The organism is Aquimarina spongiae (genome assembly GCF_900141785.1).
Classification (GTDB): domain Bacteria; phylum Bacteroidota; class Bacteroidia; order Flavobacteriales; family Flavobacteriaceae; genus Aquimarina; species Aquimarina spongiae.
On the sequence record NZ_FQYP01000013.1, the window covers coordinates 35300 to 52673 of the forward strand.

General features: G+C 36.1%; 15 protein-coding genes. 5 read left to right on the top strand and 10 right to left on the bottom strand.

Annotation, left to right across the window (positions count from 1 at the left end):
• Positions 1-89: 89 nt before the first annotated feature.
• Complete coding sequence (locus BUE24_RS22215) at positions 90-1145, bottom strand: hypothetical protein (protein WP_139242089.1); 1056 nt, start codon at positions 1143-1145, stop codon at positions 90-92.
• A 188-nt stretch (positions 1146-1333) separates the two neighbouring features.
• Between BUE24_RS22215 and BUE24_RS22220 the strand changes: the two genes are divergently transcribed.
• Positions 1334-1720, top strand: coding sequence for a hypothetical protein (locus BUE24_RS22220; protein WP_139242090.1), 387 nt, complete (start codon positions 1334-1336; stop codon positions 1718-1720).
• A gap of 66 nt (positions 1721-1786) precedes the next feature.
• Here the strand turns inward: BUE24_RS22220 and BUE24_RS22225 are convergent, their stop codons facing one another.
• Positions 1787-3958 carry a polyribonucleotide nucleotidyltransferase gene (locus tag BUE24_RS22225; RefSeq protein WP_073321505.1) on the bottom strand — a complete coding sequence of 724 codons (2172 nt, stop codon included), beginning with the start codon at positions 3956-3958 and terminating at the stop codon, positions 1787-1789.
• Between the two features lie 229 nt (positions 3959-4187).
• Positions 4188-4457, bottom strand: coding sequence for a 30S ribosomal protein S15 (gene rpsO / locus BUE24_RS22230; RefSeq protein ID WP_073321640.1), 270 nt, complete (start codon positions 4455-4457; stop codon positions 4188-4190).
• A 165-nt stretch (positions 4458-4622) separates the two neighbouring features.
• Here rpsO and BUE24_RS22235 point away from each other — a divergent pair, with 165 nt between their 5' ends.
• A complete protein-coding gene (locus tag BUE24_RS22235) occupies positions 4623-5453 on the top strand; it encodes a hypothetical protein (protein ID WP_139242091.1) in 831 nt (276 codons plus the stop codon).
• A gap of 62 nt (positions 5454-5515) precedes the next feature.
• Here BUE24_RS22235 and accD read toward each other — a convergent pair whose 3' ends face one another.
• The 3 genes from accD to tamL all read right to left on the bottom strand — a co-directional run bounded on the left by accD (position 5516) and on the right by tamL (position 10370).
• Positions 5516-6373, bottom strand: coding sequence for an acetyl-CoA carboxylase, carboxyltransferase subunit beta (accD, locus tag BUE24_RS22240; RefSeq protein WP_073321511.1), 858 nt, complete (start codon positions 6371-6373; stop codon positions 5516-5518).
• Positions 6374-6437: 64 nt separating this feature from the next.
• Entirely contained in the window at positions 6438-7505 is a 1068-nt protein-coding gene (gene fbaA / locus BUE24_RS22245; protein WP_073321514.1) for a class II fructose-bisphosphate aldolase, read from the bottom strand.
• A gap of 285 nt (positions 7506-7790) precedes the next feature.
• Positions 7791-10370, bottom strand: coding sequence for a translocation and assembly module lipoprotein TamL (gene tamL, locus BUE24_RS22250; RefSeq protein WP_073321517.1), 2580 nt, complete (start codon positions 10368-10370; stop codon positions 7791-7793).
• A 37-nt stretch (positions 10371-10407) separates the two neighbouring features.
• Here tamL and BUE24_RS22255 point away from each other — a divergent pair, with 37 nt between their 5' ends.
• The gene (locus BUE24_RS22255; protein ID WP_073321520.1) at positions 10408-11145 is read left to right on the top strand and encodes a TrmH family RNA methyltransferase; all 738 of its coding nucleotides are present in this window, start codon (positions 10408-10410) and stop codon (positions 11143-11145) included.
• A gap of 1 nt (position 11146) precedes the next feature.
• Here the strand turns inward: BUE24_RS22255 and porT are convergent, their stop codons facing one another.
• On the bottom strand, positions 11147-11854 hold the full coding sequence (gene porT, locus BUE24_RS22260) for a type IX secretion/gliding motility protein PorT/SprT (RefSeq protein ID WP_073321524.1): 708 nt from the start codon (positions 11852-11854) through the stop codon (positions 11147-11149).
• Position 11855: 1 nt separating this feature from the next.
• The gene (gene ubiE, locus BUE24_RS22265) at positions 11856-12584 is read right to left on the bottom strand and encodes a bifunctional demethylmenaquinone methyltransferase/2-methoxy-6-polyprenyl-1,4-benzoquinol methylase UbiE (RefSeq protein ID WP_073321527.1); all 729 of its coding nucleotides are present in this window, start codon (positions 12582-12584) and stop codon (positions 11856-11858) included.
• A 197-nt stretch (positions 12585-12781) separates the two neighbouring features.
• Here ubiE and trkA point away from each other — a divergent pair, with 197 nt between their 5' ends.
• Positions 12782-14131: a Trk system potassium transporter TrkA gene (trkA, locus tag BUE24_RS22270; protein ID WP_073321529.1), complete on the top strand. Its 1350-nt coding sequence runs from the start codon at positions 12782-12784 to the stop codon at positions 14129-14131.
• Positions 14132-14134: 3 nt separating this feature from the next.
• Positions 14135-15631, top strand: a complete 1497-nt coding sequence (locus tag BUE24_RS22275; RefSeq protein WP_073321532.1) for a TrkH family potassium uptake protein — start codon at positions 14135-14137, stop codon at positions 15629-15631.
• 35 nt (positions 15632-15666) lie between these two features.
• Here BUE24_RS22275 and BUE24_RS22280 read toward each other — a convergent pair whose 3' ends face one another.
• Both BUE24_RS22280 and BUE24_RS22285 read right to left on the bottom strand, forming a co-directional pair.
• Complete coding sequence (locus BUE24_RS22280; protein ID WP_073321535.1) at positions 15667-15936, bottom strand: hypothetical protein; 270 nt, start codon at positions 15934-15936, stop codon at positions 15667-15669.
• Positions 15937-16157: 221 nt separating this feature from the next.
• The gene (locus BUE24_RS22285) at positions 16158-17348 is read right to left on the bottom strand and encodes a pyridoxal phosphate-dependent aminotransferase (protein WP_073321538.1); all 1191 of its coding nucleotides are present in this window, start codon (positions 17346-17348) and stop codon (positions 16158-16160) included.
• Between the last annotated feature and the right edge of the window lie 26 nt (positions 17349-17374).

Sequence of the window (17374 nt, forward strand, 5' to 3'; positions counted from 1 at the left end):
TTAAGACTGGGTAATAAAAAAAGGTTGCGTGAATATCTAAAATAAAAACAATCTTCTCCTTTATCAATAGGAGAAGATTGCTCAAGGAACTAACGTTCATCATCGCTTTCACAGGCTTCAACAAATAATACAATTTTAATTATGTAGGTTTCATCATCTTGTTTATTGTTAACTTTTACATACACTATTTGGGGGTTAGTGATGTTTTGGTAACCCGAAGAGTCTATTGCATTTAAATCCTGTTCAGCAGATACACCATCCTCAAAAAACATTAAGGATACGTTGGAGTTATTGGTAGTGTTTTGTTGTAAAGAGATGATACAATCTTTGTAATCATCTAAGATAAATGTAGCCTTGTCTTCTGTGTTTTCTTGTGGGCATTCTCTAAATTCTACATAGTTACATGAATTTGGAATACCACATTTTTTGGTAATGGTATAGCTTTGGTCTTCATTTGCGATTTCTATGCTTTCGTCAGTAATAGAGATCACTTTCCAATTAAAATTCCAATCTTCTATTATTTCCGAATTTCCCTCAAGATGAAGGTTAATGTGCAGTTCCTCTACTACAAATAATGCTATCCAGGAAATACGATATGCAGTGCCTTGATCATAGAAGACACCCGTGCCATCTTCATAAAAATCCATTACAGAATCATTATATCTCTCATTTTCTGTAGACGAAGTTATTTGCCATATACAATTGGTTTCTTCCAATACACCTTCACAATATCTTATGATTTCTGACTCGATACAGCTTTCGATTGCTGTTTTTAACTCTTCGTTGTTGTTGATGGTAAAGGATGTACCATCTTCTAGTACGCTGGATATAGGATAGCTAAGTCCTATAGCACTATCGTCTTCGGTATTGTCCAAGGCTGCTATAAATTCTAAGTTATTTCGAATGATCTGGCTATCCACAATTTCAGATTCATCGTTGTAGCGATATACGTTGAAAGGATAAATAAAGGTAACGCACACGGCATCTTCGGATTCACTTTTAATTTCGGAGAAAATTTTCAAATCATCAAAAAGTTCTGAATTGGCATCTATTTTTCCAATATCGAATAATTCAAAAGGTTCATTGCTACAAGAAATTATCAAAATTGTTGTAGCTATAATACATAAGTTTCTAAGTTTCATCATAACCTTAAATTTCTTGGTGACATCTTATTAGACAGATGGTTTTAAAAAGGTTGCGTGGGTTATGGGTTTCTTTTGATTTTGGTAAGATAAAACCTTTGTGGGTTTGTTAAGTATCTTATTATTAACGGGTTATTTTTTGCTGGAGAAGGTTAAATATCTATATTTAAATGTCTAAACAATTTTAAATTATGAGAAAATTACACAAATTATCTACAAAGTTCTTGTATAGGATAGGGAGTCCTATGGCAAGAATAATTCCTTTATTATTTATTTTTTGTTTGCTGTTTTCTAGTTGTTATACCTATAAAAACATGGAAACTGCAGGGTATGAAATCAAGCCTAATAAAACGTACCGAATTACAACAGAAACATTAATCAAAAAAAAGATAAAGGTTATAGAGGTAACAAATTCTGAAATTGTAGGGAGGATAGACATGAAAAATGTTGTTATTCCTGTTTCAGAAATTCAAGAAATTAAATTGAGAAAATTCTCTTATTTTAAAAGCTTCGTAGTAGTACCAGCGACTTATGTTGCAGCCGGGATAGGACTTGTATATTCTGGGGTATATTATTAAATCTTAGACATAAAAAAAGTGTCTTCTTTTACTGAAGACACTTTTTTTATGATTAATAGAAAGAAATTAGTTTTCTTTCTTATTATGTTGTGGTTTTCTATCACCTTTAGGCTTTCCTTCTGGTCTAGGAGGACGTTGCAAAAGAGCTTTTCTAGAAACCTTTTCTTTTCTTGTTTTTGGATCAACACCAAAGTATTTTACATCGATAACATCTCCTAAGTTAACTACATCGGTAACGTTATTTGTACGCTCCCAAGCTAGTTCAGAAATGTGCAGCAATACTTCGTTTCCTGGAGCATCGATATACTCTACTACAGCACCAAAATCCAAAATCTTAATCACTTTTACTTCGTAAACACTTCCTACTTCAGGTTTAAAAGTAATGGCTTCGATTTTTCTGATTACAGTATCGATAGCCTCTTGCTCTACACCTAAGATTTCCACAATTCCATGCTCTCCATCTTCCTCGATTACGATAGTAGTACCCGTTTCTTTCTGCATCTCCTGGATCACTTTACCGCTAGGTCCAATAACTGCTCCAATGTATGATTCTGGAATAGTGATTTTCACCATCTTCGGTGCATGAGCCTTAACAGATTCGTTAGGAGTCTCGATAGTATCAGTTAGTTTTTCCAGAATATGTAAACGACCATCACGAGCTTGTTTTAAAGCTTTTACCAAGATTTCGTAAGAAAGTCCTTTGATCTTGATGTCCATTTGACAAGCCGTAATACCATCAGCTGTACCTGTTACTTTGAAGTCCATGTCTCCCAAGTGATCTTCGTCTCCAAGAATATCCGATAATACCGCATATTTATCTCCATCAGAGATCAAACCCATAGCAATACCTGATACTGGCTTTTTAATCTTAATACCAGCATCCATTAATGCCATAGTTCCAGAACATACGGTAGCCATTGAAGAAGAACCGTTTGATTCTAATACTTCAGATACTACACGAACTGTATATGGACAATCTTCAGGGATCATTCCTTTTAATGCACGTTGTGCCAGGTTTCCGTGACCTACTTCTCTTCTGGATGTACCTCTTAATGGTCTGGCTTCTCCAGTAGAGAAAGGAGGGAAGTTATAATGCAAGTAGAAGGTTTCTTCTCCTTGTTGAGTTGGTAAATCAATTACGTTAGCTTCTCTGGATGTACCCAAAGTTACCGTAGCTAATGCTTGAGTTTCCCCTCTGGTAAAGATAGAAGAACCATGAGTAGATGGTAAGTAATCTACTTCACACCAGATCGGTCTAATGTCAGTAGTAGCACGTCCATCAAGGCGAATACCTTCATCTAGTGTTAGGTTTCTTACGGCTTCTTTATGAGCTTTTCCGAAATATTTAGAAATTAAATCTCCTTTTTCTTCAAGCTCTTCTTCTGTATACTGTGCCTTGATTTCGTCTTTTATTTCAGAAAAAGCTAAACCTCTTTCTTTTTTAGAAGAACCTTGCTTCGCAACATCATAACACTTTTGATACGCTTGTTCGTATATTTTTTTCTCTAATTCTTCGTCTTGTGCTTCTGGCTCGTATTCTCTGGTTTCTTTTTTACCAACTGCTTCAGCTAAACGGACTTGTGCTTCACACTGTACTTTAATAGCTTCGTGAGCGACTTTAATAGCTTCGGTCATTTCTTCCTCAGAAACCTCGTCCATTTCTCCTTCAACCATGGCAACAGAATCTGCAGATGCACCTACCATTAAATCGATATCGGCATTTTCTAATTGTGCTCTACTAGGGTTGATTACAAACTCACCGTCAATTCTTGCTACTCGTACTTCAGAAATAGGAGTTTCAAAAGGGATGTCAGAAAGTTGGATCGCTGTAGAAGCTGCCAAACCTGCAAGAGCATCTGGCATTACATCTTCGTCATGAGACATCAATTGTATCATAACTTGTGTTTCAGAATGATAATCTTTAGGGAATAACGGACGTAATACACGGTCCACTAATCGCATGGTAAGAATCTCTTCTGTACTTGGGCGAGCTTCTCTCTTGAAAAAACCACCTGGATAGCGTCCTGCAGCAGCAAATTTTTCACGATAATCAACAGTTAGTGGTAAAAAATCTACTGGAGAAGGATCGTAAGAAGAGACAACAGTACAAAGTAGCATTGCCTTACCCATTTGAACAACAACAGACCCGTGAGCTTGTTTTGCTAGTTTTCCGGTTTCGAGGGTGATTTGTCTTCCATCACCTAGGTCGATAACCTCTTTATAAACTTGTGGAATCATAATTTGTTTTTGATTCGTGCCCATATCATATTTCACTTCATTTTCTGAAATGTGCTATAGGCCTAATTAAACATTGGTTTTCCGTCTTCACTCGGACGGACAAGGTTGTGTTGTTGTAGTAATTGCGCGACCAATGAAAAACTAAGGCATACATTTATAGGTATTGCTATAAATGGTTTTCTTTAAAAATATATATAATAAAAAAAGAGGCGCGCAGCCTCTCTTTTTCTTATTTTCTTAATCCTAATTCTTTAACGATTGCACGATATCTCATGATATCTTTTTTCTTAAGATAGTCAAGTAAATCTCTACGCTTACCTACTAGCTTTACCAAAGAACGCTCTGTGTTAAAATCTTTACGATTTTTCTTTAAGTGTTCTGTTAAATGGGTAATTCTGTAAGTAAATAATGCAATCTGACCTTCTGCAGAACCACTGTCATTCTTTCCTTTACCGTGTTTTGCGAAGATTTCTTCTTTAGTTTCTTTTGTTAGATACATTCCAATATTATTTAAATGATTTTTATGTATTGATAACATTCTGCTATCAGCGTGCAAATATAGTACTTTTTAATCAAGTAATCCTTTTTATTAAAAAAAATAATATTGACTTAAACCTTTTGTAAAAATCTAAGTCTTAGGATGGTAACGTTAAAATTAAATATTATGAAAAACAGCATCTTGAAATTTGGTTTAGTAGCATTCCTTTCTGTAATATTTGTAGGATGTACCCAGGATGAATCTGAAGATATCACTACTAGCGATCTAAACATTGAAGAAACTACACTCACTGCAAAAATTGATACCAATGCAGAGTTTATCAGTGATACGTTTTTGCAAATTTATGAGTACGAAGAAGTGGCAACCCCTTTTAAGAGTTCTGTTCATCCGTTTATTCCGGATTGTGCTACTATTACAGTGGTTGTGACTGATACTACAAAGAATATAACCGTTGATTTTGGAACCGAAGGTTGCGAGGTGAGAGGTCGTATAATTAAAGGTAAAGTGTTGATGTCTTACGAAATTGATTTGGAAGCTCGAGTACGTATTATCAATTATAGTCTGGAAGACTTTTTTGTCGATGATACCCAGTTCGAAGGTTCAAAGACAATTACCAGAGAACGAATGAATGACGAAGGTAATCCACAATATACCATGAATGTGGATCTGACGGTCACTTTTGCTGATGGAACAGTGGCTTCTAGAACAGGAACAAAGACTCGTGAATGGATAGAAGGAGTGTTGAATGGGAATTGGGGAGATAATGTGTTTTTAATTACTGGTGCCTGGGCAACTAATTTTGCTAATGGTAATACGCATAGTACAACCATCACAACTCCGATACGAAGAGAGGCTAGTTGTCGATTCCTGGTTAGTGGAATAGTGGATTTGGTAAGAACTAATTTTAGTGGAACCCTGGATTATGGTGATGGGTCGTGTGATAATTTGGCAGTATTTACCAATACAGATGGAGAAGAGAGAGAAATTCGATTATAGAATTTTTTGATTAGTGAGTAGAAAAGTGCCTTTTTGTACAAAAAGGCACTTTCTTATACTTACTAGTTTGATAATGGACGATTGGTAATCAAGTCCAGATATAAGTTGATCTTTTGTTTTAATTCCTGGCGAGGTGTTATGAAATCAAGGAAACCGTGTTCCAAAACAAATTCTGCCGTCTGGAAGCCTTCAGGAAGTTCTTTACCTGTAGTATCTCTTACTACACGAGGTCCCGCAAATCCGATAAGTGCACCAGGTTCTGCAATATTAATGTCACCCAACATCGCAAAAGATGCGGTGGTTCCTCCGGTAGTTGGATCTGTACATAAAGAAATGTAAGGAATACCAGCATCTGCAAGCTGTGCCAATTTTGCCGATGTTTTTGCCATTTGCATCAAAGACAAGGCAGCCTCCATCATTCTGGCGCCACCAGATTTTGATATCATTACAAAAGGAATTTTATGTTTTAAGGAGTGATCCGCCGCTCTTGCAATTTTTTCTCCAACAACACTTCCCATAGATCCTCCAATAAAAGAGAAATCCATACAAGCGATTACCAAATCATTTCCATTTGACTTTCCTACTGCAGTTCGAACGGCATCCTTAAGATTTGTTTTATCCTGAGCTTCTTTAAGACGATCTACATATTTCTTTTTGTCTTCGAATTTAAGAGGATCTTTCGAAGAAAGATTTTTATCAAGTTCTTTAAACTTGTTGTCATCAAATAAAATTTCGAAATATTCTTTACTTCCAATGCGAACATGGTATCCATCCTCAGGACTTACGTAGAAGTTTTTTTCAAGTTGCTCTGCGTCAACGATTTTACCCGTGGGGGATTTGTACCAAAGTCCTTTTGGAACATCTTTTTTGTCTTCGGTCGCGGTTTGTATACCTTTTTGTGTTCTCTTAAACCAAGCCATAAATTTATATATTAAAAAAGCTGAAACTCCAGAGGGCGGGGTTTCAGCTTGGTTTTCTAGTCTATTATAATGTGTTTACATTATTTAGATCCTCGAATGCCTTTTTAAGACGGGTTTTGAAGGTAATTTCACCTTCACGTAACCATTTGCGAGGATCGTAGTATTTTTTATTCGGTTCTTCTGCACCTTCAGGATTACCGATTTGAGTTTTTAAGTACTCAATTTTACCAGTCATATAATCACGAATCCCTTCGTTGAATGCAAACTGAAGATCTGTATCAATATTCATTTTGATCACACCATATCCAATCGCTTCTCTGATTTCTTCCAAAGTAGAACCACTTCCTCCATGAAATACAAAGTCGATGTGGTTATGCTCAACTCCATATTTCTCTGAAATAAATTCTTGCGAATTCTTAAGGATTTTTGGTGTCAATTTTACATTTCCAGGTTTGTAAACCCCGTGTACGTTACCAAAAGCAGCAGCAACGGTAAATTTATCACTTACTTTGCTTAGCTCTTCATATGCATAAGCCACTTCTTCTGGTTGAGTATACAATTTAGAGTCATCAACATCGGTATTGTCAACACCATCTTCTTCTCCTCCGGTAATTCCTAATTCGATTTCCAGGGTCATTCCCATTTTACTCATTCTCTCTAGGTACTCTTTACAGATTTCGATATTCTCTTCGATAGGCTCTTCAGAAAGATCTATCATATGAGAGCTATAAAGAGGTTTTCCGGTTTCTTTGTAGAATTGCTCTCCTGCATCTAATAAACCGTCGATCCAAGGAAGTAGCTTCTTTGCACAGTGGTCAGTATGCAAAATTACAGGTACTCCATAAGCTTCGGCCATAAGATGCACATGCTTAGCACCTGCTACTGCACCAGCGATAGCAGATTTTTGGTCTTCATTAGAAAGACCTTTACCAGCGTTAAATTGTGCACCACCATTCGAAAATTGAATGATGACAGGGGAGTTGATTTCTGCAGCAGTTTCCAAAACAGCATTGATAGAGTTCGAACCAATTACATTAACGGCAGGTAATGCAAATGATTTTTCTTTTGCATACTTAAAAATAGCCTGTACTTCGTCTCCTGTTGCAACTCCTGGTTTGATGTTGTGATTCATCTGTTAATTTTTAAAGTTTTTAGTTGTCAGATAGTAGTATTATAAAGCATTTATTATCAGATCTTAGATATAAATTCTATGGTGAAATAAACTATCTAATTTTGGTTTTTAAGCTTACAAAAATAGTAAAATTATGTAGAATCCTACACGAATAAAACAATCTTTGCATAGCGCATATTATTACGTTTTCAAATTGATTAGTGCCAAAAGGATAAAGTAGTATCTGAGATCACGGAAGTGGGGAGGATAACAAAAACAAATATATAAAATATCGACTAGGATATACTAGAAGGGATAGTTAATTCCGAAGTTATAAACGGCATTTTTAAAGTTGTATCCTTTGAACCATCTTTGGTCCTCATCATCAGAGGGGTTAAACGTTTTGAAGCCGACATCTAATCGGATCACAAAGAATTCAAAATCATATCTGAAACCAAAACCGCTTCCTACAGCAATTTCCTGAATGTCATCCAAATCAGAGAAAACGGCATCTTCGTCTTCTACATTGTCAAATACATTCCAGATATTACCAGCATCGATGAATAAAGCCCCGTTCAACGAACCCAAAATGTTATATCTATACTCGAGATTAGTAGCAATTTTCAAATTCGCTTCATTAAACTCGTTTCGTCCTCCTGTACTACCAGGCCCAAGATCATACACTAACCACGCTCTATTGTCGTTAGGCCCTCCCCCAAAAAAACTTCGAGCAAACGGAATACTGTTCGAATTTCCAAAAGGAATCGCAATTCCTCCAAAAGCTCTAAAAGCAATGATGTTTTTTCTGCCCAGATCCCAATGTTTGGTGTAATCCAATTCGGTTTTTGCATATTGAGAAAACTCCACTCCAAAAACTTCAAATCTATCATTGCTGTTTTTGTCCAAATTAGCAAGATTGGAAACTGTGCTTAGCACATTTCCTGCAAGTTCGATTTTACCCCTGAATCTCGAAAAATCTTCATCATACAGATTTTCTTTACTATTTCTAGAGTAGGTATAACTAGAACCAAAGATTAAGTTGTCTTCGGTTAGTCTAATTTGTCTTTCACTGATGTTTTGAATTTCCTGAATTTGATTTGCAGAAAGGTCGCCATCTGGATTTGCACCCAAGGATTGGTCGATAAAGCCATCAGCCCCTTCAGGAATACGAAGTACCGCATCATTGATATCGGGTATTCCGGTATCGGGTTGAAAGAATAAAGGAGAATCCGGATCCAAAACATCTCTGGCTATATCATTCAACTCGTTAAATGAGGTGTTGTAAATATTGAAGTAATTATTGGTATTTAGATTCCGTACATATTGCACATTGACCAAGTCCAATTGATTAGACACAAATTTGCTCGATTTCCATTGGTAATTAAATATTCCTGTAGCGTTCTGCTTATCCAATCCAATATTTTGCTGCACGTTCATACCAAAAAGTAGGTTGGTAGTAGGAGTCATGCTTTTCGGGATGATCTTAGTTGTTTTGAACGGGAATACTATTTTGGGGAACGTAAGTTTTACATCGGTTCCCACTTCAGAAATGTTGAAAAAACGTTCTCCTCCATCTACAGCTTCGGTAGAAGAACCAATACTACCTCGAGCAGAGATTTCAAGAATTTCTGCACCTCCAAAAACATTTCGTATCAAAAGAGAACCTCCAAATCCAATTCCGAAAGCCTGAATGGTAGAGGTGGATACATCAAACTCGACGTTGGTACTATACTTTTTTCTTGGAGTAAGTAAAATATTTGCAATCAAATCCGTCCCGGAAGGATCATTGGGATCCATGTCGTATCTAATGTTTGGATATTTAAAGGTTCTAAGATTGTTGATTTGATTATAGGTAGCTGTACGATCCCGATCTCTAAAAACCTCTCCAGGATTGATAAGGATGGAATTGGCAATTGCTTTTCGGGTGTATTTAATTTTATCAAATCCGTAAATGTTATATCCTCTGTATGAAGTGCTATCCTGAGGAATTTTATTTCGATTTTGGTAAGAATAATCGGTAAATACATTCACCTTACTTACTTTGTGTACTTTGAAAGGAACTCTAGCTACCGAATCACCAAATACGATAGGTCTGTCCTTAATATTTAAGTTCAGATTTACTTTATGATCAGTATTTACGGTGTCTGCATCAAAGTTGATGAATTCTTTTTCAAAATGAAACAGCCCAGAGTTTCTATATAATGAGGTAAGGCGTTCTCTTTCTGATTCGATATCAAGTGTTTTGTACTGCTTTCCGGATACAATGGTGGATTTGTCTTTGTGGATTTGATAGATAGAATCTGCTACTTTTGAATCTATTTTGGTGTGTAAAGAATCTATAACATAGGGTTCATTGGGTTTGATGTAGTAAGAAACCGTAGCTCTTTTATCTTCACTTTTATCAATTTTATAGTCGGTCTTAATATTGAACCAACCATTGTTCCAGTAGTAAGCTTGTAATCTTTTTTCTGACCTTTTTATTTTACCTTCGTCCAAAATAGATGGTGGTTCTCCTGTTTTTTTGATCCACTCGTTAATTCCGGTTAACCCTTTACCCAGGCGATCCACTTGTTTTTTTGAAAGGAAGTTGATCATTCGTTGCTCCCGTTTTGGTTTGCGATGCAACCAATCCTGGTATGAGGAATCTCTATCTACACTGGCAAGATTGTAAATATGAAGTCGAAAAGGAATTCCAGCCACCGGAGTGTTGGGTTGTAGTAACAGTTGATTTTCTAACTTTCGGTCCTTAGATTTAACGCTATCAACAAAAATTAGATTTTTTTCTAATAGATATTCGTTTTCCGGAACTCTTTTTACGGCATCACATGAGCTTAAAAAGATTGTGGTTAGGGTAATAAATAATATTTTTGTCAGAAAGTGTTTCAATCCCTATACATTATTGATTCAAAAATACACTATTTGTATGGTTAGCAAAAACCAAAAGAAACTAATAAAAAGTTTATATCAAAAAAAATACCGAAAACAACACGGTTTGTTTGTTGCTGAAGGGAAAAAGGTTATTCAGGAGCTATTGCAAGCCAAGTTAGAGTTGCATGCACTCTTTACCACAGAGGATGAAATTTTTGAAGTGAATGATCAAAAAAAGTATCTGATAAGTCACGAAGAATTAAAACAAATTAGTTTTTTGACTACTCCGCAGGTAGCTTTGGCGGTTTTCTTCATTCCAGAAGTTCGTCAAATAGATTTAGAAGGTATTGTGCTGGTACTGGATGATGTAAGAGATCCTGGTAATTTAGGCACGATTATTAGATTGTGCGATTGGTTCGGTGTTAAAGAGTTGGTATGTTCTAGTCAAACTGTAGATTGCTATAATCCTAAAGTTGTGCAGGCTACAATGGGTTCTATTACTAGAGTAAACATCGTTTATCAAGATATAGAGGCATTTCTTCTTCAACAAAAACCAACTATTCCAGTATACGGGACTTTTATGGAAGGAGATAACATATATGAAGCATCACTTCCTAAAAAAGGGGTTATAGTTATGGGGAATGAAGCGAATGGTATTTCTACACCAATCGAAGAGATTGTAGACAAACGTATCACTATACCTCAATTTGGTTTGGGGCAAAAAACAGAAAGTCTCAATGTAGCTACTGCTACCGCTATTGTTCTAAGCGAATTTAAGCGAAAAATAAGTTGACTTACTGGAAGGTGAAATTGATAAAAATTCCTCTTGTAGACATTTTGTCAATGGTTGATGTCCAAGGGCTATCCGGATCGTTATCCTGAACCAATTCGTCAGACATAGCAAATATTCCACGTATAGAAGGGGTAAATTTGAAATAATACAGATAAAAATCAATACCAAAACCAAGTTCAAAATAATTGGTGTTTGTCTTCATTCTAAATTCTCCCGAACTATTGTCGTCAGGGTTATCCTCGTTACTCGATAAGTTGATAGAAGTCGATACTCCACCTACGATAAAAGGTTTAAAATTATTCAAACGTTTGGTAGATACTTTTAGTAATAATGGTACGTGTACGTATGTTGATTTTACTTCTCTGAAGGATTCGAATTGAGAAGTGAATAAAGGGTTAGAAAATGTAAGATTTCTACTGGTGAAAGTAACCATAGGCTCTAATCGCAAATCCAAATAGTCATTAATCCTCATATTTCCTAATAACCCAACGCTGAAACCTATTGTATTATCTACTACGATATCTGCATCTTCAAATTCTGAAGTGTAATCAAAATTAAAATCATAACTATTTAACCCAAGAATATATCCCCAGCTAAACCTCGGTTTATCAAAGTTCTGAAGATTCTGAACTTTTTCTTTAGAAAATAATTGTGCGCTCACATTTTGAGAGCAAATTAAAACAGCGATTACGATAAAAATTCTTTTCATATTATTTTGTGGCTGTATATATTGTGGCTACTCCAAACGTTTGGGGATGATCTTCAACATGTATAAACCCAATTTTCTTCAAAATATTGTTGAACGCTTCTCCATATGGAAAAGCAGCAGCACTTTCACTCAAATAAGAATAAGCCGATTTGTCTTTAGAAAAGATCTTTCCAATAATCGGAAGAATTCCTTTTGTATATAACTTATAGCCCTGTTTGAAAGGAGTTTTTGTAGGGATTGAAGTTTCTAAAACAACAAAAATTCCACCCGGTTTGAGTACTCGGTAGATCTCTGATAACCCTTTTTCTAAATTTTCAAAATTTCTCACCCCAAAAGCCACAGTAGCTGCATCAAAATAATTGTCTTCGAATTGAAGATTTTCACTATCTCCGGTCACCATTTCGATGGTAGTGTCCAGATTTTTGGCTTTAATTTTCTTTTTACCTATTTCTAACATTCCTGTAGAAATATCCAGCCCTACAATTTTTGTAGCCCCGGTTTGCGATAAATTGATAGCAAGATCTCCTGTACCAGTAGCAACATCAAGAATAGATTTTGGCTGTACTTTGCTTACCTGTTTTACAACTTTTTTTCGCCATTTTACATCAATACCCAACGAAATAACACGGTTAAGACCATCATAATTTCCCGAAATAGTATCAAACATTTCGGTAACCTGCTCTTTCTTGGACCTGTCTTTGTCTTTATATGGTGTTATTTTCTCCGACATTCAAAAAAATTTAGGCAAATATACAGTTTTGAAGGATATAGTTTGAAGAGTTTTGTATTAAGTTAGGATAATCAAATTTTATCAGTTGTTCAATTTGCATTATCTTTGTACGCTTTTATAGGCTAAGGGATTTTTTTACGTTCAAATAGTTGCTTAGCTATATTTTACCTAGAGATGGAAAACAATACACAAAACCGATGAAAATCATTATTGCCGGAGCAGGTGAAGTGGGATTTCATTTGGCGAAACTACTATCATTTGAGTCTCAAGATATTACACTCATAGATACTGATAAAGAATGCCTAAATTATGCGGACACCCATTTGGATATTCGGGTGATCAAGGGTGATGCAACTTCGATCAGTATTTTAAAAGATGCCAGAGTCGAAAACATGGATATGGTAATTAGTGTAACCTCAAGTGAAACGACCAATATAACAGTTTGTGTATTGGCCAAACAACTTGGAGCCAAACGTACTATCGCTAGGATTTCTAACACAGAATTTATAGAGAATAAAGAAGAAGTAGGTTTTACCAAATTTGGTATTGATGAATTGATTTCTCCAGAGGCGTTGGCTGCGAGTGAGATTGAACTTCTTTTGAATCAATCTGCTTTTCATGATAGTTATGAGTTTGAAGATGGAGCGTTAACTATGGTAGGAACCACACTATCCAAGGAAGCGTTGTTTGTCGGTAAAACAGTTCGTGAAGCAGCCGAGATATTCCCAGAGCTACATTTTATGCCAATTGCGATTCAGCGTTCTGGAACGCAATATACGCTGATTCCAAGAGGAGATACCTCTTTTAAAGAAGGAGACCAGGTATATTTTGTAACCTCAAAAGGAGGGGTGGATGAGCTATACAAGCTAACCGGAAAGGTAAAAGAGCTTATCAAGAATGTAATGATTCTTGGCGGAAGTAAAATTGGTCATAAAACCTCATGTGATCTATGTGATCATAAGTTTAGAGTAAAACTAATAGAGAAGGACAAAGAAAAGTCATTTGATCTGGCAGATGATCTTCCTAATGCGTTAATCATCAATGGTGATGGGAGAAATGTGGAGTTGCTGCAGGAAGAAGGAATCGGGGATATGGATGCATTTATTGCAGTAACTGGAAACTCCGAAACTAACATCATGTCTTGTCTCGTGGCAAAATCCAAAGGAGTGCGTAAAACCATCGCTTTGGTAGAAAACATGGATTATTTTCAGTTGTCTCACTCTATAGGTATTGATACCCTAATCAATAAGAAATTATTAGCAGCAAATAATATTTTTAGATTTATCCGAAAAGGGGAGGTTGTGGCGATGACAAAGCTCAACAATATGAATGCCGAGCTTTTAGAATTTATTGTCAAACCAACTTCCGAAGTAAGTGATAATCTAATTCGTGATCTGGACTTTCCGCGTTCTGCAATTATAGCGGGAGTGATCAGAAATGGAGAAGGGATGATACCTCTCGGAAATTTCTACATTCAGGCAGGAGATAGGGTAGTGGTGTGCTGTTTGCCAAAATCTATTAAAAAAATAGAAAAGCTCTTTCTCTAGAATATGGCAAGGTTAAACTATAAAATCATCTCTCACATCATGGGACTTCTGTTACTTTGTAATGGTAGTTTTATGCTACTGGCTACAATGATCAGTTTTGTGTACAAAGATGGGGTTACCTTAGAAATCATGATGGCGGCTTTGGCGACCATGTTTGTCGGTATCGCTATGATGTTTTTGACCAGAGAGCATCAAAAAGAAATTAATAAGCGAGAAGGATATATCGTAGTAACGTTTGGTTGGATATTTATGTCCTTGAGTGGTACTTTACCGTATCTTTTTTCAGGAGCTATACCTACGTTTACCAATGCCTTTTTTGAAACCATGTCTGGGTATACCACCACCGGTGCTTCTATACTTAACGATATTGAAATTGTCCCCAAAGGCGTATTGTTCTGGCGTAGCTTAACCCATTGGATTGGTGGTATGGGGATTATTGTTTTAGCAGTGGCTATACTTCCTCTTTTAGGTATTGGAGGGATGCAGCTGTTTGCAGCAGAGGCTCCTGGTCCTAGTGCAGATAAATTACATCCTAGGATTACCGATACGGCCAAACGACTATGGCTAATTTATTTTGGGTATACTGCGGCAGAAACTATTTTTTTGCAACTCGCAGGGATGAGTTTTTTTGATGCGATCAATCATGCGATGAGTACCTTGTCTACAGGTGGTTTTTCTACCAAAAACGCCAGTGTTGCCTATTGGAACGATCAACCTTTAATACAATATATCATCATTTTATTTATGTTCCTGGCAGGTATGAACTTTGTATTGAGTTATTTTGGGTTTAAAGGAAAAGTGCAAAAGATTATAAAGGATGAAGAGTTTAAACTATACTCTTTGTTCGTTATTGTATTTACAGTAATTGCAACTTTTATTATAATCTACAAGGCAGACCCTTCTATTTCTTCTATAGATCACCCCATGGTTTTTGGTGAAGTAGAAAGTGCATTTCGTCATGCTTTATTTCAAGTATTGGCAGTAGTGACCACTACAGGGTTTGTAAGTGCAGATTTTACGATGTGGACTCCATTTTTAACGGTGTTTTTCTTTGGGATCATGTTTTTGGGAGGTTCTGCAGGTTCTACCTCTGGTGGGATGAAAGTAGTGCGTCATTTGATTACCATACGTAATGGTATTCTGGAGTTTAAAAGAACGTTACACCCAAGGGCGGTATTACCCGTACGTTATAATACCAAAGCGGTATCCAAAGAAATTACGTTTAATATTCTTGCGTTTTTTATTCTATACATGCTAGCTTTTATTATTGGATCTGTGGTGCTTGGAGCATTAGGATTGGATTTTGAAACCGCAGTGGGAGGAGCAGCTTCCTCATTAGGAAATGTAGGGCCAGCTTTTGGGAAACTCAGCCCGGTAAACAACTTTGATGTGCTGCCTGATTTTGGAAAATGGTGGTGCTGCTTCCTGATGTTAATCGGAAGACTAGAGCTTTTTACAGTGTTGATTCTACTTACTCCCTTCTTCTGGAGAAATAGATAATAATCAAATCAAATATGTTTTGTTAGCTTTTAAGGCTAAGGTAATGCGTAATGCAGATTGATAGTCCATAGCTTGGCTACCATTTTGATAGTGTCTTTTACTTTTCCCTTAATGCTATCCAAATGCTCAGGCTCTATCAAAAAAATGTCTATAATAGACTCATAATAGCAGGTGTCATTACCTTCTAATTCCTGATCTGGTTTGATGTTTAAAATCTCATCATCACTTTTGGAAACATTAAAGTTTTCTTTGAAAATTTGCAATACGTTTTTCTGAACAATGCGTTCTTTTTCAGTGGGGGACATGGTTTTAAGTTTAAGTTGGTATCTCCGAAAATAACTTTATAAAACAGAGTTTTTTTATAAAGTTGAAAAGTATAACTCCTATATTTTACATTTATTATCTGGAAACTGTGATAAAAATGATAAAATATGGTTAATATTTCCTAAGGTTTTGATAATAAGCAACAAAACCGATTGTATTTGAGTCTACAATCGGTTTTTTTAGGTTGTAAAAAGCAATAAAATTAGTCTAAAAGAGCTTCTTTTATTCTTTTAATTGCTTCTATAATTTGTTCTGTGCTGGCAGCATAAGATATTCTAATGCAATTGGCATTTCCAAAGGCATCTCCTGTAACTGTTGCTACGTTGGCTTTTTCTAAAATAAACATAGAAAAATCGGATGCATTTTGTATAGTATACCCTTTTATTGTTTTACCAAAGTAATGAGAGATATCTGGGAAAACATAAAATGCTCCTTCTGGTTCGTTACACTCAAAACCTGGTATTTCGGCAAGTAAATCTAATATGAGTTTTCTACGCTCTTTAAACTCATCCACCATATATTGGATTTTGCTTACTGGTGCTTCTAATGCAGTGATCACTGCGCGTTGCGCGATACAGTTTGCTCCACTGGTAACCTGACCTTGCATTTTATTACAAGCACGTGCAATAGAGGTAGGTGCTCCTATATAACCTATTCGCCATCCTGTCATGGCAAAAGCCTTGGCAACACCATTTACAGTAACAGTACGATCGTACATGTCTGCAAATTGTGCCATGGAAGCGTGTTCTTTTCTGTAATTGATATGCTCATAAATTTCATCACTTACTACTACAATCTCAGGATACTTTTGTAAAACATCTGCCAATGCTCTTAGTTCTTCCTTGCTGTAAATAGAACCACTAGGGTTACAAGGTGAGCTGTACCAAAGCATTTTTGTTTTTGGTGTAATAGCAGCTTCCAACTGTTCGGCAGTCATTTTAAAATCCGTAGTAATAGATGTCTTTACTTCTACAGGTACTCCTCCTGCTAATTTTATGATATCGCTATAACTTACCCAATAAGGACAAGGTAAAATCACCTCATCTCCTGGGTTGATATAAACTTGTGCCACATTATACAGTGCTTGCTTTGCTCCGGTAGAAACTACGATTTGAGATCTGTCGTACTCAAGATTGTTATCACGTTTAAATTTGGTGATGATGGCGTCTTTTAATTCTACATATCCATCTACAGGAGTGTAAGAATTGTAATTGTCGTTTACCGCTTGAATAGCAGCTTCTTTAATAAAATCGGGAGTATTGAAATCTGGTTCTCCCAGACTTAAACCAATGATATCTTTCCCTTCAGCTCGTAATTCTCTTGCTTTGGCTGCCATTGCTAAAGTGGCAGAAGCTTTAAGTGAATTGATTCTGTCTGACAAATGTGCGCTCATTTCCGATACTTGTGTACTCATTTTAA